This is a genomic window from Enterococcus sp. 6D12_DIV0197 (assembly GCF_002174385.1).
In the GTDB taxonomy this organism is placed as follows: Bacteria; Bacillota; Bacilli; order Lactobacillales; family Enterococcaceae; genus Enterococcus_D; species Enterococcus_D casseliflavus.
The window spans coordinates 311,057-332,035 of record NZ_NIBN01000001.1 but is presented as its reverse complement, the minus strand read 5'-3'; the positions used below and the strand labels follow the sequence as shown (position 1 = coordinate 332,035).

15 protein-coding genes are annotated in these 20,979 nt (G+C 45.6%); 5 read left to right on the top strand and 10 right to left on the bottom strand.

Features of this window, described 5'->3' with window-relative positions:
* Positions 1 to 36 precede the first annotated feature (36 nt).
* On the bottom strand, positions 37 to 1,101 hold the full coding sequence (gene ulaG, locus A5867_RS01560; RefSeq protein ID WP_074934297.1) for an L-ascorbate 6-phosphate lactonase: 1,065 nt from the start codon (positions 1,099 to 1,101) through the stop codon (positions 37 to 39).
* Between the two features lie 329 nt (positions 1,102 to 1,430).
* On the opposite strand from ulaG, the gene A5867_RS01555 reads away from it, so the two are divergent.
* Positions 1,431 to 2,198 (top strand): DeoR/GlpR family DNA-binding transcription regulator, encoded by a 768-nt coding sequence (locus A5867_RS01555; protein ID WP_010748560.1) that lies wholly within the window; start codon positions 1,431 to 1,433, stop codon positions 2,196 to 2,198.
* Between the two features lie 165 nt (positions 2,199 to 2,363).
* Here the strand turns inward: A5867_RS01555 and A5867_RS01550 are convergent, their stop codons facing one another.
* Complete coding sequence (locus A5867_RS01550) at positions 2,364 to 3,386, bottom strand: putative sulfate exporter family transporter (RefSeq protein WP_087626724.1); 1,023 nt, start codon at positions 3,384 to 3,386, stop codon at positions 2,364 to 2,366.
* A 65-nt stretch (positions 3,387 to 3,451) separates the two neighbouring features.
* Here A5867_RS01550 and A5867_RS01545 point away from each other — a divergent pair, with 65 nt between their 5' ends.
* Positions 3,452 to 4,303: a LysR family transcriptional regulator gene (locus tag A5867_RS01545; protein ID WP_087626723.1), complete on the top strand. Its 852-nt coding sequence runs from the start codon at positions 3,452 to 3,454 to the stop codon at positions 4,301 to 4,303.
* 231 nt (positions 4,304 to 4,534) lie between these two features.
* Positions 4,535 to 6,325 (top strand): excinuclease ABC subunit UvrC, encoded by a 1,791-nt coding sequence (gene uvrC, locus A5867_RS01540; protein WP_015508751.1) that lies wholly within the window; start codon positions 4,535 to 4,537, stop codon positions 6,323 to 6,325.
* 74 nt (positions 6,326 to 6,399) lie between these two features.
* Here uvrC and A5867_RS01535 read toward each other — a convergent pair whose 3' ends face one another.
* The 3 genes from A5867_RS01535 to A5867_RS01520 all read right to left on the bottom strand — a co-directional run bounded on the left by A5867_RS01535 (position 6,400) and on the right by A5867_RS01520 (position 10,254).
* Complete coding sequence (locus A5867_RS01535; RefSeq protein WP_008376546.1) at positions 6,400 to 7,140, bottom strand: GntR family transcriptional regulator; 741 nt, start codon at positions 7,138 to 7,140, stop codon at positions 6,400 to 6,402.
* 191 nt (positions 7,141 to 7,331) lie between these two features.
* Complete coding sequence (locus tag A5867_RS01530; protein ID WP_005232725.1) at positions 7,332 to 8,612, bottom strand: PTS sugar transporter subunit IIC; 1,281 nt, start codon at positions 8,610 to 8,612, stop codon at positions 7,332 to 7,334.
* A gap of 247 nt (positions 8,613 to 8,859) precedes the next feature.
* Positions 8,860 to 10,254: a glycoside hydrolase family 1 protein gene (locus A5867_RS01520; RefSeq protein ID WP_005232729.1), complete on the bottom strand. Its 1,395-nt coding sequence runs from the start codon at positions 10,252 to 10,254 to the stop codon at positions 8,860 to 8,862.
* Positions 10,255 to 10,407: 153 nt separating this feature from the next.
* Here A5867_RS01520 and celB point away from each other — a divergent pair, with 153 nt between their 5' ends.
* Together celB and A5867_RS01510 are read left to right on the top strand one after the other, a co-directional pair.
* Positions 10,408 to 11,679 (top strand): PTS cellobiose transporter subunit IIC, encoded by a 1,272-nt coding sequence (celB, locus tag A5867_RS01515; RefSeq protein ID WP_005226670.1) that lies wholly within the window; start codon positions 10,408 to 10,410, stop codon positions 11,677 to 11,679.
* A 108-nt stretch (positions 11,680 to 11,787) separates the two neighbouring features.
* Entirely contained in the window at positions 11,788 to 12,504 is a 717-nt protein-coding gene (locus tag A5867_RS01510; protein ID WP_005226669.1) for a GntR family transcriptional regulator, read from the top strand.
* A 73-nt stretch (positions 12,505 to 12,577) separates the two neighbouring features.
* Here A5867_RS01510 and A5867_RS01505 read toward each other — a convergent pair whose 3' ends face one another.
* The 5 genes from A5867_RS01505 to A5867_RS01485 all read right to left on the bottom strand — a co-directional run bounded on the left by A5867_RS01505 (position 12,578) and on the right by A5867_RS01485 (position 20,818).
* A complete protein-coding gene (locus tag A5867_RS01505; protein WP_087626722.1) occupies positions 12,578 to 15,040 on the bottom strand; it encodes a heavy metal translocating P-type ATPase in 2,463 nt (820 codons plus the stop codon).
* 262 nt (positions 15,041 to 15,302) lie between these two features.
* Positions 15,303 to 16,739, bottom strand: coding sequence for a glycoside hydrolase family 1 protein (locus A5867_RS01500; RefSeq protein ID WP_005226667.1), 1,437 nt, complete (start codon positions 16,737 to 16,739; stop codon positions 15,303 to 15,305).
* A 167-nt stretch (positions 16,740 to 16,906) separates the two neighbouring features.
* Complete coding sequence (locus A5867_RS01495; protein ID WP_074934300.1) at positions 16,907 to 18,673, bottom strand: ABC transporter ATP-binding protein; 1,767 nt, start codon at positions 18,671 to 18,673, stop codon at positions 16,907 to 16,909.
* On the bottom strand, positions 18,639 to 20,381 hold the full coding sequence (locus tag A5867_RS01490) for an ABC transporter ATP-binding protein (protein ID WP_087626721.1): 1,743 nt from the start codon (positions 20,379 to 20,381) through the stop codon (positions 18,639 to 18,641). The genes A5867_RS01495 and A5867_RS01490 overlap by 35 nt, the downstream gene beginning before the upstream one ends.
* On the bottom strand, positions 20,378 to 20,818 hold the full coding sequence (locus tag A5867_RS01485; protein WP_087626720.1) for a MarR family transcriptional regulator: 441 nt from the start codon (positions 20,816 to 20,818) through the stop codon (positions 20,378 to 20,380). The genes A5867_RS01490 and A5867_RS01485 overlap by 4 nt, the downstream gene beginning before the upstream one ends.
* Between the last annotated feature and the right edge of the window lie 161 nt (positions 20,819 to 20,979).

Genomic DNA, 20,979 nt, shown 5'->3' with positions numbered 1-20,979 from the left:
CTTTCAAATTTGGCTTTTGCAGCATCCCCCCTTCTTTTATAAAAAAGAAGGGAATGGCGTATCATTATCGACCGAAAACACATCTTTGAAGCCGCGATAGAAATTAAATTCAAGATCATCTTTATTCGTTGGGTAGGTAAATTTGCCGCCAACTTGCCAAATATACGGTTTAAACTCATAGTTCAAACGATCTTTTTTAAACTTCCAAATCTCAGTGATCTCCTTTGGATCAGCCATAAAATTGGACCAGATATCATAGTGTACAGGTATCACTACTTTGGCATTGAGGGATTCTGCCATCCGCAACATATCGACTGAAGTAACCTTGTCGGTGATGCCCCGCGGGTTTTCGCCATATGCACCTAAGCAAACATCGATCTTGTACTGATTCCCATGTTTAGCAAATACATTCGAATAATGAGAATCTCCAGCGTGATAAATCGCCCCACCGGAAGTCTCAAACAAGTAATTGACTGCGATACGATCCATGTCCTGTGGCATTTTTCCTTTCAAGCTGGTATCCGGATCTTCACAAGTAATTAGAGCGGTTCGATCGAATGCTTCTAAAGCGACGATTTTCACCTGCCCAATGGTCACTTCATCCCCTGGTTTGACCACGATGGTTTTTTCTTCTGGTATTCCCCATTTCAACCAAGTTGCAACGACTTCATGGGGACCGACGAATTTTGCTTCTGGACAATTTTGATGGACTGCAGCTGCGGTATTGATGTCTAAATGATCGGAATGAATATGGGTCACCACTAACGCATCCACTCCTTTGATTTCAAATGGATCGATCACAAAGGGCTGCGTCCGTAAGTTAGGCTGCATTTCCTGTACACCACTCATCCGCATCATTTGATGGCCTTTTTTCATTTGCCCATTCCCATGACTGCGTTTGCCAGTGCCGCACCAAAGGTCGCATAAAATGTTGGTTCCTTCCGCACTCTTTAACCAAATACCCGTACAGCCTAGCCACCACATGGAAACTGTGCCTTCTTTCACAAGTTCACTTTCGATCTCCTCGTTTAAATAGGTTCCCCATTCTGGAAACGTATTTAACAGCCAACTCTCTTTCGAAACATCATTTACGTGTACCATCTTTGTTCCTCCCTTGCTTATTTACACCTTGATTCTAACATATAGAAAAACGCTTTCAATCAAGTTTTATGTTAATTTATCTTATTTTATGTTAATTTACCGAGAAATAAATGAGATTATTTAATATATATGGTAATGTTTCTGTGATATGTTAAAATGAGTTCGAAAGAAGAAACGATAAAAAAATGGCAGTTTCTAAACGACGGCTGTGCGATTATCCCGCGAATTCGTGAGAAAGAGACACGTGATTTTGCTGCACAGGATAATTGCAAGCTGGACAGATGATAGAAGACAATAATAGAAAAAAGCGCATGTGAGGAGGAAGTATCGTGAAACGTTCCAATGAAGAAGTGAGGCAAAGAAGAAAACAATTGATCGATTTGATAAAAGCATCTGGTCTTTCTGATGTGAGGACCCTCAGTCATCAGTTGGGAGTATCAGAGATGACGATCCGCAGAGACTGTACTGTCCTCAGTGAGATGGGTCAGATCAAACAAACCCACGGAAAAATCGAATACTGTGAAGCTTATGAAGATGAAGCACATCCCACCGACTCGATCGAGTACATCAAAGATCGACTGGCCAAAGAAGCGGCTCGCCAAGTAAAAGATGGCGATACCCTTTTCGTCAATACGAGTACCAGTGCGGCTCAAACGTTGCGCCATCTCACAGACAAACGAATCAGTTTGCTGACAAACAACACGAGTGTGATCCAAATGGAACACCATCCAAAATCAACGATTGTTTTAAGTGGCGGCGAAATACGTTACCCTAAAGCGGCATTGTCAGGAGACATCGCCGTGGAGTCATTTTCTCACGTTCGTTCTGATGTTACGATCATTGGCTGTAGTGGGTTAGATTTACAGACCGGCATTTCCACTTCAGTAATCCACGAAGCCAAAGTCAATGCGAAAATCATCGAAAATTCTGGCAAGTTGATCGTTATCGCGGATTATCGCAAAATCGGTAAGCAATCCAATTTTACGATTGGCGCAATTGCGGATATAGATCTGCTGATCACCGATCATTATTCTGATCCCAAAGTCATCGATCTGATTGAGCAACAAGGTGTTCAAGTCATCCAAGTACCCGTCTAACCTTCTTTGCCGCTAAAAAAAGCCCGACAGTTGATCTGAAAAGTCACGCCTTGCTGCCTCTTCCAACAGAAACAGCAAAGCGTGCCCTTCGATCAACCGTCGTGGCTTTTTTCGTTAAACAATCGTGCGCTTCAAACGTGCTTTATGGGTCGTGCCTCTTGTGAATTAGAGCCGCAGCAACCAAATCAATGCAACAGCACCCACGGTTTGGACGGCGCCAACGGAAAGACCATAGAATAAAAAGCGCGGGCCTTCTTTTAAAAACTTGCGGAAATCCAAGCGCAAACCGATGGCTGCCAACGCCGTCGTTTCAAACCACGTACTGATAAAATGAGCGCCCTCATTCAACCAGCTAGGCAGCGGCAAGAAGCTGTTCAAGATACAGATGGTCAAGAAGCCCAACACATACCAAGGGATCGGCAGCCGCAGCTTGCCTTTGGCTTTGGTTTTGGTGGGGGTCTTTGTCGTCATTCGTTCAAAAACAATGACGACGACTGCCAACATGATGATGCGTGCGATTTTAAAGAGCATCGCGTATTTGACGGTGTCGGCATCAATCAAACTAGCCCCCGCCACGACTTGTCCGACGGATTGCAGCGTGCCACCAAGTAAGGCGCTTTTTTGCAACAGATCATCGCCGTATAAGGCCAAGCCTAAAAACGGCAGCGTCAGCATCATCACTGTTCCTAAAAGATTGACCAAGGTGATGATCTGCCCTTTTTCTTCATCATCGGCATCAATGGCTGGTGCGATCGCCGCAATCGCAGAGGATCCGCAGACAGCATTGCCGCCTGCCATCATCAGGCTCATCTTTTGATTAAAGCCAATTTTTTTCCCTATCAAATAAGCAGCGGTAATGACCAAGCTCATCATCAGCAATATAAAGAGAAAGCCCCGAAGGCCCATTTCACTGATGGTCTGGAAAGTGACGGTAAAGCCCAGCAAAACCACCGAATATTCCAAGAGCCGACTTTCCGCAACCTTCGTTCCGACTTGATAGCGTTCTTGCTTGAACAGTGTATTTCCTAAAATGATTCCTAATAAAATAGCAAGGGTTGCTCCCCCTAATTTTGGCACAGCCAAAGCCATGATTCGGGCGATGACGGCTACCGAAAAGGATAGGAACAAACCGGGAAGTATCAATGCTGTTTGTCGTTGCTTCATTGCTTTCATCCTTTCATATAACATCCATTATACACAGATTGACCGATCAGTAGGATTTATTGGTATAATAGTTATGATTGAATTTTCTAATGGAAGGGATTGCAATGTTGAAATTACTGGAGACCTTCAAGATGGTCTATGAAACGAAAAATTTTTCGAAAGCTGCCGAATTGCTGTTTATTTCGCAGCCCACGGTTTCTGCTCAGATCAAGCAGTTGGAACAAGACCTGGATACACCGCTTTTTTTACGCAATGGTCGCAAAAACGTGATCGCCACGCCCCAAGCAGAGTACCTTTACGAAAAGGCACTGAATTTATTGGATGAGTGGTCGACGATCACCAGCGAGATCCATACCAACACGCAGCATCAAAGCCACTGTGCCCTAGGCATCTCTCATACCTATGCGATGGCCTTGATGCCTGACTTGATGATTGCTTTATACAACGCCTTTCCCACGGTGCGTTTTCGGGTATCGATGATGAACTCCGCTGAAGTCTTAACAGCGCTTGAGCAACATCAACTAGATTTAGGGATCATTGAAAAACCCTTATCTGCACCAAGTATTTTGCGTTTCCCGATTTTGAAAGATCAGCTCGTCTTAGCTGGTGATCCCCAAGTCGGTCCTTGGCTCGTCCGAGAAGCGAGTTCTGGTGTCTACTATTACACTAAGCGCTATCTAGAGGAACAAAATATTCAAGGACCGATCATTGAGATCGCCAGCAATGAATTGATCGTCGCTTTACTGAAACAAGGCTTCGGCTGTTCGATCCTTTCCAAGCGAGCCGCCCACGGCATTGGCTATCAACTGCTGGATAAAAATTTTGAGCGGCAATTTTACCTCATCCAGCGCAAAGCCGTCACAGAACCAGCCATCGAGGGATTGCGGACCTTCATTCAGGAGTGGTCGCAAGAGGATTCCTCACAAGCAGAAAGCAAATAAATTCACTTGTTTTTAAGGGAGGAAACCACCGCCTCGTGGGATTTCTTAACCTTTTCTTACGATTACGTTTCCTCGCTGCCGATCTGGCCCGTTTGATTGTTTCTTAAGAAATTTGTGCTAAAATGAAGAGTACTGGCTATGGGCTCTAATGTTCCCCTTTTCGGTGGATCTTAGACCGCCCTTTGACTACTTTTGCAGTTCGTGAGCAAACCAGTAAGAAAGGATCTTGAAATGAACGAACAAATCAAGAACAAATTAGCGCTGCTTCCTGACCAACCCGGTTGTTATTTAATGAAAGATAAAAATAACAAAATCATCTATGTTGGGAAAGCCAAAATTTTAAAAAATCGTGTCCGTTCGTACTTTACCGGCAGTCACGATACGAAAACCGAACGGCTCGTTCAAGAAATCAATGATTTTGAGTACGTCGTTACCGAATCAAATACGGAAGCCTTATTGCTGGAAATCAATTTGATTCAAAAAAACAAACCAAAATACAATATCATGTTAAAGGACGACAAGTCGTATCCTTTTATTAAAGTGACCAAAGAGCGCTATCCGCGTCTGATCATCACTCGTAAAGTTTTAAAAGACGGGGCTTTATATTTTGGCCCTTATCCTGATGCACGAGCAGCCAACGAAACCAAACGGGTGCTGGATCGCCTCTTTCCATTGCGAAAATGCGGTCCTTCTCAAAAGCGGCCTTGTCTTTATTATCATTTGGGTCAATGCGTCTGTCCTTATGTCAACAATGTAGATCCCAAGGATTATCAGAAGATCGTTGATCAAGTCAAACACTTTTTCCACGGCGGTCACGTCGATATTTTGAAAGACCTGAAAGAGAAGATGGGCGAAGCCATTGAAACGTTAGAGTTTGAACGAGCGGCTGAGCTGCGGGATCAGATCCAAGCAATCGATACCGTCATGACGCGACAAAAAATGACTCTGACAGATCTGATGGACCGTGATGTCTTTGGCTACAGTGTCGACAAAGGCTGGATGTGTGTCCAAGTCTTCTTTATCCGTCAAGGAAAGCTGATCGAACGAGAAGTCTCTTTGTTTCCTTTCTACAATGAAGCGGATGAAGATTTCTTGACCTTCGTCGGCCAGTTTTACCAAAAGAATGAACACTTCATTCCCAAAGAAGTCTTTGTTCCGCAAAATGTCGATGCCGCACCGTTAGAAGCGCTGCTGGAAACCAAAGTCCTGCAGCCCCAACGAGGCGACAAAAAGAAATTGGTCGATTTGGCCAATAAAAATGCCCGCATTGCCTTGGCACAAAAATTTGCGTTGATCGAGCGTACTGAAGAACGGACGATCGGTGCAGTGGATCGTCTAGGCGAAGCCATGGGGATCGCGACACCTTATCGGATCGAAGCCTTCGATAACTCCCACATCATGGGGACCGATCCGGTTTCTGCAATGGTGGTTTTTGTCGACGGGAAGCCGTTTAAAGATGATTATCGGAAATATAAGATTCGTACCGCACAAGGCGGCGACGATTATGGCTCTATGCAAGAAGTCATCTACCGCCGATACTCTCGTGTCCTAAAAGAAAACCTGCCTTTTCCTGATCTGATCATCATCGATGGTGGGAAAGCCCAAGTCGGTGCTGCCCAAGAAGTGCTGCATAACCAGCTAGGTTTAGATATTCCCGTTGCCGGTTTAGTGAAGAACAACAAACACAAAACCAGCGAGTTGATTTTCGGGGAATTTTTAGATCCGATCCAGCTGGAACGCAATTCTGTGGAATTCTTTTTGCTGCAACGGATCCAAGATGAGGTCCATCGGTTTGCGATCACCTTCCATCGCCAACTGCGCAGTAAAAACAGCTTTTCTTCCAAACTGGATGAAATTCCTGGCTTAGGACCAAAACGCAAGCAACAGCTGATGAAAACCTTCAAGTCGTTAAAAAACATCCAAGCAGCTTCCGTGGAAGAGATCCAGCAAGCTGGCATCCCCAAAGCCGTTGCGGAAACTATCTTAGCCAAACTAGGTGATCAAAACCAACCCACTTCTTAAGTCAAAACAAAAACGCTCCATAGCCAACAGTAGCTATGAAGCGTTTTTTCGTTGAAGAAGCATTTTGTAAGCCGTTACTTTTTGCGGTGCTGTAACAGGTCAGGCTTCATGTCTAACATGGAATAGCCACGAACATCATACCGATTGCGGCTGCAGGAATAGTCCACTGGACGTCCCGATTCTAGATAGATGATCTGTTCTAATTCCAATACTGGGTCATCTGCTTGGCACGCTAAATAGGTTTGATCGTATTCATCGCTTTTGGCAGCCTGAAAAGTCCGATAAGCACCAGCAAATTTGTAGCCTAAATCTTGCAGTAGATAATCATAGACGGATTCTTCCAAGATTTCTTTCGTCAAACCGCTGACCAGATCCAACGGCATATAGGAATGCTCGAGTATGTATGGATTGCCTTCTAAGATCCGCAAACGGATCACATGATAGATTGGTTGTTCGGCAGTGATCTGAAGCATCTCTTGAATTCTTGTTGTAGGAAAACAGACTTCAAAGGTGATGACTTGGCTAGTCAATGTCCGTTTTTCTTGTTTCATCTGATAGCTCAGGCCTTTGTATTCTGTCACCGATGAGGTATCTTTGCCCCAAAAGGAATGATTCAAAACTTTGGTCCCTAAGCCGCGCTTTGTCAGCAGCAAGCCTTCCATAATCAGGATATTCACCGCATTTTTAATCGTCATTCGGCTGACGCCAAACTCTTCCACTAACTCTGTTTGATAAGGTAAAAGACTGTCTTTCGGATAAGTTCCGTCCTTGATTCTTTTACGCAGAACATCTGCGATCTCCATATATTTGGGCATTTTGCCACCTCCAAAACGTGTGTTGTATTGTATTGATTGAAAAACGAGAAAAGAACCGGCCAAACGAAAAGAGTGTCATCACACCACTGCACCTTCCAATGAAGCAGTGTGATAAGGGGTATTGCACTCTGATCGCGGCCGGATAAGGTCTATTACGTTTGGCGCTTGTTTCTAATCGACTCGATCAGACATTACGCATTTTTTAAACGGCGTGTTTCTTGAATTTGCGCCATTTTCACGAACGGCAAGTAGATAACGATCGACAAGATCAAGTTAACAGCTGCCAAGATTCCGCCAGCAATACTTTGTGTCGACAAAATACCGCCGATGATTGGTGGCGTCGTCCATGGTGCGATGACGGTACTTGCAGGAACTAAGCCAGTTGCGGTTGCAAAATAAGCAGTCGTTACTAAAACAAGTGGGGTCAACACATATGGGATGAACAAGATTGGGTTTAAGACAACTGGCAACCCAAACATCACTGGTTCATTGATCATGAACACACCTGGTGCAACGGATAGTTTTGCGACAGTCATATACGCTTTATGATGACGAGCAACTAAAAAGATCGCAATCAAAAGACCTAGTGTCGCACCTGTTCCGCCGATGTTCACGAAAGAATCAAAGAATGGTTTGTTCACGATATAAGGCAAATCTGTTCCTGCTTCTAATGCTCGTGCGTTTGCTTCGATCGCAGGCACATTGATCGTTTGCATGAACGGGTCGATGATGTTGGCACCATGTAAACCAAAGAACCATAAGAATGCAGAGATAAAACCTAATAGCAAAGCAGCTGGGTAAGAGTTTGCCAAGCCCATGAATGGTTGTTGCACCAATTCATAGAAGGACAATACGATACTTGTCACACCAAATGCTTGGAAAATTGCTGTAAACAAAGCAAAGATCGATACGGTGATCATTGCTGGGAATAATGCAGCAAATGAACGTGAAACTGCTGGTGGTACTCCATCAGGCATGTTGATGACTAAGCGTGGGTTGCCAGCTAGACGACGGAAGATCTCAGTAGAAATGATCGATACGATTAATGCTAAAAATAATCCTTGAGAACCAAGTCCGGCAGCTGTTAACAAACCATCTGGGCCTGTCGCCATTGCACCTAATGCGAAGAAACTTGCAACTGAGATCGCCCCAGCACCTAATGCGTCTTGATTGTAGCTTTTAGCTAAATTATACGCTACTGTGAAAGCGATTAACAGACCAAGTATTGAAAAAGTACCTGCTGACAAGTTGTTCCCAAAGGCTTGCCATGTTCCTTCACCAAAAATGCCATTCATAAAATCAATATAGGCAGGGATTGGTAAGTTGTTGATCAATACCCCAAAAGAGCCTAAGATCATCAACGGCATCGTTACGATAAATCCGTCACGAATGGCCACTAGATGTCTTTGAGAGCCTATTTTAGAAGCGATCGGAATAAAGTGCTTCTCCATAAATCCAATAAATTTATCCATTGTTTTTTCTCCTTTCAAACCCTAAACAAAATAATGAAACCGATTTCTACTAAAGAATACCACGAGAACGTTTCCATGTCTAGTCTTTTCTTTATCAAAACTGTGCTTTTATTTAACCCAGCTTATCATTTGCAAAAACAGGTGGTTTTTTAATAGAATCTCCCCTTTGAAATTAGCCAGAAAAAATCCGCGATTTTACACAAAAAAAGCAATGCTGATTCCTACAGCATTGCTTTTTTCATTGTTATTAAAAGCCGTTATTATCTGAAACTTCTTTAAACCAACGACCTGATTTTTTCACCGTTCGTTTAGCATCATTTGCTAAGTCAACGGAGATAAATCCGTAACGGTTCTTGTAAGCATTGGTCCATGACCAGTTGTCCATGCAGGTCCACATATGGTAGCCGACACAATTGGTTCCTTCTTGGATCGCTTGGTGGACGTACTTCAAGTGGTCAGAGACAAATTCGATGCGGTAATCATCTTCGATCACGCCATCAGCATTGACGAAGCGTTCTTCTCCTTCGACACCCATGCCATTTTCAGAAATGTAGCACTTGATATTGCCATAGTTTTCTCGCGTGTTCGTCAAAATATCATAGATCCCTTTTTCATAGATTTCCCATCCACGATACGGGTTCATTTTCTTGTTCGGCATATCATAGTTATCAAAGTAATCATCAGGCATTGGACTTTTCGCTTCATCGATCGGTGATTCTTTCTTCATGATACGACGAGGTTGATAATAATTGATCCCCAACAAGTCGATCGTATTTTCGCGAATCGTTTGTAAATCATCGGCTTCCATCGCTGGTACCATATCCAATTCCTTGACGATGGTCACTAATTCTTCTGGGAACGTGCCTTTGACCGCAGGGTCTAAGAAAGAACGATTAAAGAAGGCATCCGCGATTTGCGCTGCTTTGACATCCTCTGGATCGTTCTCATCTCTTGGATAGCTTGGCGTCAAGTTCAAGATGATGCCGATCTCCCCATCAAGGTTCATCTCATGATAGACTTTGATGGCTTTAGCACTCGCCAACGTTTCGTGGAACCCAACTTGGACTGCATGTTTCATGTTGATCTCATTCGGATAATGGAATTGGTAAAGATAGCCGCCTTCAACAGGGACGATCGGTTCATTATGAGTGAACCATTTCTTGACACGATCACCAAATAATGTAAAGCAGGTTTGCGCAAATGCGACATAGGCATCCACGGTCTCTCGGTTCAACCAGCCGCCTTTTTCTTGCAGCGCCATCGGCATATCGAAGTGGTAAAGGTTCATGAAAGGTTCGATCCCATTGGCGATCAGCTCATCAATGTAGGCGTTGTAAAAATCAACGGCTTTTTGATTGACTTCTCCTTTGCCTTGCGGGAAGAGACGGCTCCATTGGATCGACGTCCGAAACGTCGTATGGCCGGTTTCTTTCATTAGTTGAATATCTTCTTGATAGCGTGTATAGACTTGCGAGGTTTTTTCAGGACCTACCCCATTGAAAAATTTCTCTGGTTCCTGCTGATACCAGTAATCCCAGATGCTTGCCCCTTTGCCATCGCCTTCAAATACACCTTCTGTTTGTGGGCCACTAGCGGCTGACCCCCACCAAAAGCCTGCTGGAAATTGATAATCCATCTTCATTCACTCCTCATTTTTTCTTTGCTGCCCTAATCATAAAGGAAGCAGTTACAAAAATCAATCTTTTTTAAAATAAATGTATAGACATTTAAAATAAAACATGATACATTATCAATGTAATCGATTGCAAAAAGAAATTTAAGGAGTGAAATAATAATGAATGGTTTTATGGACAAGTTATCTGAAAAGATTTTGCCCTTGGCGAATGCCTTAGGACAAAATCGCTACCTGACCGTCTTGCGGGACGCGTTTATGCTTTCGTTCCCAATCACTATGTTTGGATCGATCGTGGTCGTTTTAAACAACCTGCCCTTCTTCAGTGATGCCACTAAAGGAACATTAGGAACACTGTTTGGCAATGGGCAAAATGCAACAATGAGTATCATGACTGTTTTCGTTACTTTCGGTATTGGCTATTATTTATCAAAATCATATGATGTGGAAGGGATTTTTGGTGGTGCCGTTTCGTTTGCCAGCTTTTTGATCTTGACTCCTTTCTTTATGACTACTGAATCTGGCGAAACGATCTCCGGTGTGCTGTCTCTTGATCGTCTTGGCGCAAAAGGGATGTTTATCGGGATGATCGCAGCATTTTTGGCAGCTGAAATCTATTGCCGCATCACAAAACGCGGCTGGCAGATCAAAATGCCTGATGGGGTGCCACCAGCAGTTTCTAAATCTTTTGCCGCTTTGATTCCAGCAATTATCACCTTAACGGTATTCTTAGTGATCAATGCCATCATGACGGGTGTCTTCAATGCCAACTTGCATGACTTGGTTTATGAATTGATCCAAAAACCATTGACTGGACTAGGCAGCAGCTTGCCAGCAACTCTATTGGCTTTGTTCTTTGTTCAATTCCTTTGGTTCTTCGGTCTACATGGTCAAATCATCGTCAACTCTGTGATGGACCCGATTTGGAATACATTAATGTTAGACAACTTAGAGGCGTATCAAAATGGGGATGCACTGCCGCATATCGTCACAAAACCATTTATGGAAACCTTTACTGTTGGATTAGGCGGTTCTGGTATGACGTTAGCCGTTGTTATCTTGATGGCTTTCGTATTGAAGAAAAAACAATACCGCGATGTGGGTCGTTTGGCTTTAGCACCAGGGATCTTTAACGTTAACGAACCAGCCATCTTCGGTATGCCGATCGTCTTGAATGCGACGATCCTGATTCCTTGGGTCGTGGCACCTCTTGTGGTAACGACCTTCAACTACTTAGTGATGGCGGCTGGACTTGTTCCTGCACCAACTGGTGTTTCTGTTCCTTGGACCGTTCCAGTGGTCTTCAGTGGTGTCTTAGCAACCAACTCTTGGTTAGGTGGTTTGCTGCAAGTCATTGACGTGGTGATCGTCGGCTTAATCTGGTATCCATTCTTACGTGTTTTAGATCGTCAAGCAGAACCATCGATCGATTAAGCGCAACGGCTGGCTGAATTTTTTCAGTCAGCCGTTCTTTTTATAAAAAAACCAAGGTTTGATTGTCGAAACCGCTTTTTTCAGCTATACTTCTTGCGAGGTGATCAGATGCCAAAATACCAAGAAATTGCCAATATTTTACGCACACGTATCAAAAACAAAACGTATCCGCCTGACAGCTTACTGCCGAATCAAACTGATTTAGTCGAAGAATTCGGAGTCAGCCGGATGACCGTCAAAAAAGCCATCGGTATTTTAGCCATGGAAGGACTGGTTTATTCTCAGCGGGGCGCTGGAACAAAAATATTGAACCACCCATTCTTAAAAAAAGACACCACTGCTTTAACGGTCTATGAAGGCTTGTCAACAGAAATGGGCAAAGCTGGCCGCAAGCTAGTCAGTCAGGTCATCGATTTTCAAGTCGAATTTCCTGACCAAACGATCCAAGAAAAGTTGATGTTAACGGAAGAACAGCCGATCTATAGTATTGTCCGCTTGCGGATTCTTGAAGACCAGCCGTTTATTTTAGAATATACCTATATGCCGGTCCATTTGGTGCCCAATTTAACTCGTGGCCATTTAGAAAGTTCTATCTATCGTTATGTCAAAGAGGAACTAGGGGTCCAGTTTGCTGGGGCCTACCGCACCATCGCCGCTGATAAAAGTACCGCGTACGATCAACAGTATTTGGACTGTAAAGCCGATGATCCGGTCTTAGAGATCGAACAGATCGTCTATCAGAAAAATGGCTCACCTATCGAATTTTCCCGTAGTCGCAACCGTTATGACGTGCGGGCCTACTCTTATTTAGATGTCCAGCACTAAAAAGACCTGCCCACGGTTTTCTTCCATCAGAAACCGTTGGCAGGTCTTTTTGTTGGTGCATTCGTTGCTTCGTTTATTTTTTCGCTGAGGGTTGGAATCGTTTCAGCCGCAAGGCATTTAATAAAACGGATACCGAGCTGAAGCTCATGGCCGCCCCAGCGATCATTGGATTGAGCAAGGGGCCGCCGAAAAGATGCAGCACACCCATTGCGACAGGGATGCCTAAGACGTTATAAGCAAAAGCCCAGAAAAGATTTTCTTTGATGTTTTTGATGGTTGCTCGACTTAACTCGATTGCTGATGGGACGTCCATCAGATCGCTGCGCATCAGTACGATGTCTGCCGATTCGATGGCGACATCGGTACCAGAGCCGATCGCGATCCCTACATCGGCTTGGGCTAACGCGGGCGCATCATTGATCCCGTCACCTACCATCGCAACCTTTTGGCCTTTGGCTTGCAGGCCAGCTACTTTGGCGGCTTTATCTTCTGGCAAGACGTCACTGATCACTTCATCGATACCGACTTGTTTAGCGATGGCTTGGGCCGTTCGGGCATTGTCGCCCGTGATCATTGCTACATACAAGCCCATTTGATGCAACCGTTCAATAGCTTTTCGACTGCTTTCTTTGATAGTATCTGCCACAGCGATGATCCCGATCGCTTCGCCGTCTTTGGCAACATACATCGGTGTTTTCCCTTCGTGAGCCAATTGTTGGGCTTGCTCGATCAGGCCATCGATGGCAACGTTTTGTTTTTCCAGCCATTTCTGGTTGCCTAATAGGACTGGACTGCCAGCAATCGTGCCTTGAATCCCATGCCCCGGAATCGCTTCAAACCCGTCAACTTCTTGCAGGGCGAGGGCTTGCGTGCGGGCTTCGATCACAATGGCTTCGCCTAATGGATGTTCTGAACCTTTTTCAACAGAAGCCGCCAGCTGCAGCAATTCCGTCGGCGTGTGGTTGCCGGCAGGCAGGAGATCGGTTACGACTGGTTTGCCTTCTGTGATCGTGCCAGTTTTATCAAAGACGATCGTCGTCACGTTTCTAGCTGTTTCTAACGCATCGCCGCTTTTGATCAAGACGCCATTTTCTGCCCCTTTGCCCGCACCCACCATGATGGCGGTCGGTGTCGCTAATCCTAAGGCACACGGACAAGCAATCACTAATACAGAGATCGTAATGGTCAATGAGAAGATCCAGGTTTCTTGTCCTAAGAAAAACCAGGCAAGTCCTGCAAAAACCGCCAAGACCATGACGATCGGGACAAACACACCCGAAACTTTGTCAGCCATGCGGGCAATCGGCGCTTTGGAGCCTTGGGCATTTTCTACTAACTGAATGATTTGCGCTAACGTTGAATCTTCTCCCACATTGGTGGCTTCATATTGAAAGGAGCCGTTTTTGTTGATGCTGGCGCCGATCACCCGATCACCGACTTGTTTTTCGATAGGTAAGCTTTCTCCAGTGATCATTGATTCATCGATGGCAGAGCGCCCTTGGGTAACGATCCCATCCACAGGAATCTTCTCACCAGGTCGTACGACTAAGATATCGCCAGCTGCGACTTCTTCAATACCCACTTCGACTTCTTCGGCTTGATTCCCGCTGCCACGAAGCACGCGGGCTTTTTTCGGTGCGAGATCCAACAACTTCTTGATGGCTTCGGAGGTTTTGCCCTTCGAGACCGACTCAAGGTATTTTCCTAAAGTAACTAATGCCAAAATAACGGCGGCCGTTTCATAGTACAAGTGCATCGCATAGTGGGTCGTGCCCAGGTAGACCATCACGGTCCCATAAATACTATAAAAGAAGGCAGCACTGGTTCCCAATGCGACGAGGGAATCCATGTTGGGATGGCCTTTCCAAAGCGCTTTGAAACCAGCAATGTAAAAGGCGCGACCGAGGACCATCACCGGTAAGACCAAAAGCAATTGAGTGGTAACAAAATTGACTGGATAGGCCATCGGATCTAAAAAGCCAGGGATCGGCAAACCGATCATTTCCCCCATCGTCAAATAGAACAAGGGGATCGTAAAGAGCGCTGAAAGCCAAAACCGTTGCCATAAAGCACGAATCTCTGCCTGTTTTGAATCCACCTTGTCGGCAGAAGCGGTCGGCAGCTGTGCATCATAGCCCGCCTCTTTCACGGCAGCTGCGATCTTCGCGGCGGTCACTTGATCTTGTTGATAGCTGACCGTCAGTTTTTCTGTTGCCAGATTGACGGATGCTTGCTCCACACCCGCTAATTTTTGGACAGCTTTTTCTACTGTTTGGGCACAAGACGCACAGGTCATGCCCGAGATGGCAAAGGTCTCTTGTCTTTGGGAGCCGATCAGTTGATAGCCCGCTGCTTTGATGGCCGCAGCGAGTGTTTCTTCGGTGAGCTGCTGCTCATCATAACGAATATGTAATTTTTCAGTAGCCAAATTGACAGCTGCTTGGTCGACCCCCGCCAGCTTGCTGACTGTTTTTTCGACGGTCTGGGAACAAGACGCACAGGTCATCCCTTTTACCCCATAATTCTTTTCGATCATTGTTTCCTTCCTCCTTGCTTGCTATGCAAACCCATTAACCTTTTATGTTTACAGTTGTAATCTTCTTCTACTTTACAATTATCGTTTACACTTGTCAACGATAATACTCAAAAAAAGGACGTTCTCCTTTGAAGCGGCCCAAAACGCGAGACTTTTGGTCTTCCTTTGGGCGGTCGCTACAGGTGGAACGTACTTTTTTCTAAGAAACGATCACTGCCGTTGCAGGGATCGTTTCGCTTATTCAGGTATTGGTTTTAGGAGGCTAGCACTCTTGCCCGTTGGTTTTGATCAGCTCTTGGTACCAGTAGAAGCTGTCTTTCTTGTAGCGTGCCAAAGATCCTTCTTGCGTTTCATCTTGGTCGACATAGACAAAGCCATAGCGTTTTTGGTAGCCGTTCAACCAGCTTAGCAAATCAGTGAAGGACCAGGTGCAATAGCCAAGAACTTCCGCGCCGTCGCTGATCGCTTCTTTAATGGCATGGACATGCCCTGCTAAATAATCGATGCGGTATTGGTCATGGATTTGATGATCGTCGGTTAGTTTGTCGTATTCACCAAGTCCGTTTTCTGTAATGATCACAGGCACCCGATAACGGCTAGTGATTCGTCGTAAAGCGATCCGCAGCCCTTGAGGATCGATCTCCCAATCCCAATTCGTCCGTTCCACAAATGGATTTTCGGCTTTTTTGAACATTCCTGGTGTCCCGGTTTCTTCGGAGCTGCCTTTTTTCCCAGTGGTGTTCATTTTCCCCGCACCGACACCATCTAATGGATTGTAGGCATTTGTTGCTGTTTGGTAATAATTGATCCCTAAGAAATCTGGTTTTGCTGAACGCAGCAAGTCCATATCTCCTGGTTCAATCGTTGGTGCGATCCCTTGCTCTTTCAAGTAATTCATTGCCGCAATCGGGTATTCGCCCCATAGATAGACGTCTAACCAATAATGCGCCATCAAGTCTTCCGCGTTTTCAGCTGCCAAAATATTTTTCGGGTCGCTGTTGATTGGGTAGTTTGGTGAGTAGGCGAAACTTGGTCCGATTTTCCCTGGGATTTTCATCTCATGGAACTTGTTGATCACCGAAGCATTCGCCAAGTTAGCGATATGATTGACTTCATACATCCGTTTAGGATCGGTCACTCCTGGTGGATGGGCAGCTAAAAGATAACCTAAAGAAGTAAAGATATTTTGTTCATTCAAGCTGACCCAATAGTGGACTTTGCCGCGAAAGGCTTCAAACAATACCGCCGCATAGTTGGTGAAATCTTCAATGATTTTGCGAGATTCCCAGCCACCGTATTCTTCTTGCAAGGCTCGTGGCAGATCCCAATGGTACAAGGTCACCATCGGTTCGATCCCTGCTTTTATCAGTTCATCGATCAATGCTAAATAAAAGTCTAACCCTGCTTGATTGACTTCTCCTCGTCCTTCTGGAAAAATCCGTGTCCAAGCAATAGAAAAACGGTAGGTTTTCAATCCTTGTTCTTTCATCAAGGCAACATCTTCTTTGAAGCGGTGGTAATGGTCGACTGCGACATCACCGTTAGTTGCTTTAAAGGTTTTTCCGGGAATGCGGACAAAATCGTCCCAAACCGAAGCGCCTTTGCCGTCTTCTTGCCATGCGCCTTCTACTTGATAGGCTGCTGATGCTGAACCCCATAAGAAATCGTTGGGGAATTCTTTTAGTTGTTTATGATCCAATTGTTTCCCTTCTTTCTGTTTGATGATACCCCTTTCTTAAGTATACCGATAATTGCCTGATTTGTCATAAGAAGATTTTGTACCTATGCCAAGAAAGCCGATGGCACGCAAAAAATATCCTTGCAAGCAGTGGCGTTCTCCTTGCAAGGATGTGGACTAGCTATGGATCATGCATCAAATTGTGCCTGATAGAGTGCGGCGTAACGCCCCTCTTTGGCTAATAACTCTTCGTGGGTCCCTTGCTCTACGATATTCCCCTGTTCCACCACGAGGATCGTATCGGCATGTCGAATCGTGGACAAGCGATGAGCGATCACAAAGGAGGTTTTGCCTTTCATCAATTTGGTCATCGCTGCTTGGATCAGCAGCTCTGTTTGCGTGTCGACATTCGATGTGGCTTCATCAAGAATCAACAGATCGGCATCCAACAGCATTGCTCGTGCAATCGTCAACAGCTGTTTTTGCCCTTGTGAGATACCGGTTCCGTCTTCAGAGATCAAAGTATCATAGCCTTTTGGCAGGCTCATAATAAAGTCATGGATATGGGCGGCTTGTGCAGCAGCTTGGACTTCTGCCAACGTCGCATTCGCCTTGCCGTAGGCCAAATTGTCGAAAACCGTTCCCGTGAACAACCAGGTATCTTGCAGCACCATCGCATAGCTTTGCCGTAAGCTGCGGCGTGTCGCTTGGCGGATATTTTTACCGTCTAACCGAATCGCTCCTTGGTCAGGGTCATAAAACCGCATCAAGAGGTTCACGATGGTGGTTTTCCCGGCACCGGTCGGTCCGACGATCGCGACCAAGCTGCCAGCTGGTACTTGTAGCGAAAGGTCTTTGATGATGGGCTGCTGTGCTTGATAGCCGAAGGTCACATGGTCAAAGGCGACATCACCAGACACCTCGTGGTATTCGTAGGCTCCAGGAACATCAGAAACTTCAGGTTCTTCATCCAGCAAACGGAAGATCCGTTCTGCCGCCGCCAATGCCGATTGCAAATCACTGAAGATGTTGGCTAACTCATTGATTGGTCCTGAAAATTTTCTGGAGTAAAGAACAAAGGAAGAAACATTCCCTAATGTCAGATGACCGAACAAAAACAGCAAGGCGCCAAACATACTGATCAAGGACAACGACAGATTGTTGATAAAGTTGATGGAAGGACCAGTCATACTGCCGTAGTACTCAGCATTGTAATAGGCATCCACCGCTTCTTGGTTTTTTTCGTCAAAACGGCTGATGATCGCTTCTTCTTGGTTATACAGCTTGATCGTTTGCTGACCAGAAATAATCTCTTCCACAAAGCCGTTCAGTTCGCCTAATTTGCGAGAACGACGGCGAAACAATGGTTGAAATTTGCTCATCAAAAAGCGGGTCAAAAAGATCGAAGCGGGAACCGTTACGACAAAAATCAGCACCAGCAGCGGCGAAATCAAAACCATCATCACAAACGAACCAATGATAGTCACAAGACTGCTGAGGACTTGAATGGCATCGCTGGCCAATGACGTATTGATGGTATCGACATCATAACTGATGCGGCTGATGATATCCCCAGTGGCGACTCGGTCAAAATACCCCACCGGCAATTCGGTGATTTTATCAAAAATCGCCTTGCGCATCGCTGCCACCACCCGCTGACTCAAGCGGATCATCATGAGCGAAATCAGATAACTAAGAAGGGAAGACGCAAGATAAAACAGCAGCATCAGCCCACAATAAAAGAAGACTCGGTCAAAAATGACCTTGCCGGGACCCGGTTGAATGGCATCAATGGCGTACCCTGAAAGCAACGGTCCCACCAAGGCGAAAATGTTGCTGGCCATCATCAATACAGCGGCTGCCAGCAGGAGACCTTTGTACTCGTAAAGATAGCCCCACAAACGCCGTAGTGTTTTCTTACTATCCTGCGGTTTTTCCGTTTTTTTCTTCGGCATCGTCGGCACCTCCTGTCTGACCTTGATAAATGACTTGGTAGATCGCATTTTCTGCTAGTAATTCTTGGTGACTGCCAAAGCCGTTCATTTGCCCGTTTTCCAGTACCAAAATTTTGTCGGCATGCTGGATCGAGCTGATCCGCTGCGCGATCAAGACCGTCGTCGTCTGTTGAAACTGCTGTCTCAGGACCTTGCGCAACTGAGCGTCGGTCCGATAATCCAGCGCACTGGCAGAATCATCCAAAATCAAAATCTCTGGATCCCCCGCCAATGCCCGCGATAACAAGACCCGTTGCTTTTGACCTCCGCTTAAATTGCTGCCTTTAGCATGCAGTGGATGAGCTAAGCGCTTGGGTAGTTGATTGATAAACTCCTTGGCTTGGGCGCGAGCCGCCGCTTCTTCGATCTGCTCTTTGGAAAACCGCCGGCCAAAGGCGATATTTTCTTCGATCGTTTCCGCAAAAAGCACGTCTTTTTGTAAGACGACACCGAATAACTGATGCAGCTCCGTCGGATCGATGGAGCGAATGTCGCGACCAGCGATGCGAATCATGCCCTTCGTTGGGTCATAGAGCCGCAGCAGTAGTTTGACGATCGTTGATTTTCCACTACCAGTCGCACCGATGATCCCTAAGGTTTCTCCCGGCTGCAAGGAAAAATCGATATCTTTCAGCACCTGGGTACCGTTAGGATAGGTGAAGGAAACTTTTTCAAAAACGATATGCGCAGACTCTTCTTTGACAGGCGCCTCAATGACTTGCATATTTTGCGGCAGGCGCAAGACGGATTGGATCCGATCGGCAGAAGCCAGCCCCTTCGACACGATCACAAAGATGCGCGTGATACTGAGCATGGCATTCAAAATGATCGTAAAATAGGTCAAAAAGGCGATGATGACGCCTGGTTGCGTCAATCCTTGATTGACGCGAAAGGCACTGACGACGATCACTAGCGTCAGTCCGATATTCAAAAATAGGTCCATCAGGGGCGGTGTTGCAGCCATCGTTCGATTAGCGGTGGTTTCCGCGGCTACTACGTCTTGGTTGACGTGGTCAAAGCGCTTTTTCTCGTAATCTGCTTTGGACAAGGCCTTGATCACCCGAGCCCCAGTCACATTTTCACGGACAGTTCGCACCAACACATCCACTTGCTTTTGTAATGAAGCAAACAAGGGGATCCCCCGTTTCGAGATCGTGACTGCCGCCACTAAAGTGAAGGGCAAGACGCCTACTAAGACCAGCGTCAACACGGGATCTAATGTGGCAGTGATCATGATCCCCCCTAATAACAGAATCGGGGCACGAATCCCCATCCGTTGGATCATGCCTACCGTTTGATGGATGTTGTAAGTGTCTGTCGTCAAGCGAGACACCAAGGAAGGGATCCCGACTTCTTCGACTTGCGGAATCGACAGATAGGAAACTTTTTCAAATAAATCATGGCGTATACTGCCGGTGGTATCGCGAGCAACACTGGAGGCCATCCGATTGGCGATGATATTGGTGACGACTGCGATGATGGAGCAGACCACCATCGCCCCACCCCAAGCAAAAATCGCAGATACCTGCTTCGTGGGGATCACAGAATCGATGATATACGCCAAAATCCAAGGCAATAGCAAGTCCATCAGGGAGCCGAAGAATTTGATACTGACGCCAAGGGAGATGCGGCCGATATAGGGTTTTAAATATTGAGTCAAAAGATTCATTCCATCGCCTCATCTTTCGCTAAAAGCCGCTGGGAATTTTCTTTGACGATTTCCAGATCGGCGATCAACTGCTGCTGTTGGGCAGCAGAAAAACCTGCTACGACTTGTTCATTCCAGCTTTGAAGCAGCTGCTGGATCGCTGGTTGGACGCCGAGTGCTTTTTCGGTTGGATAAACCAGTAATTGTCGTTTGTCGGTGGGACTGCTGGTTCTAGTGACAAATCCTCGTTCTTCTAGGATTGCTAGTTGACGGGCAACATTGCTTTTATTCACAAAAATCTTCTTGGCTAAGGCTTCTTGACTGATCCCCGGTTGGCGGCAAATGTTTAAGATATAGGTATGATGCATCCCGCCTAAACCAAATTTTTTCAGTTCTTTTTCCCGATAAAGGGTGGCGAGACGGGCAATATGATTGATTGAGCGGATAATGGCTTCCATGAGCACTCCTGCCTTTCTTAGTTCTTCAAAGTGTCTAATCTATTATAAGGAATAATCGTTGCGTGCGCAACGATTATTGTTTCTGACGAAAAGCAACAGGTACACTGTTGTTGATCAGCAAAAAAAGAACTTCAGCCCTCTCGCTGAAGTTCTTTTCTGAT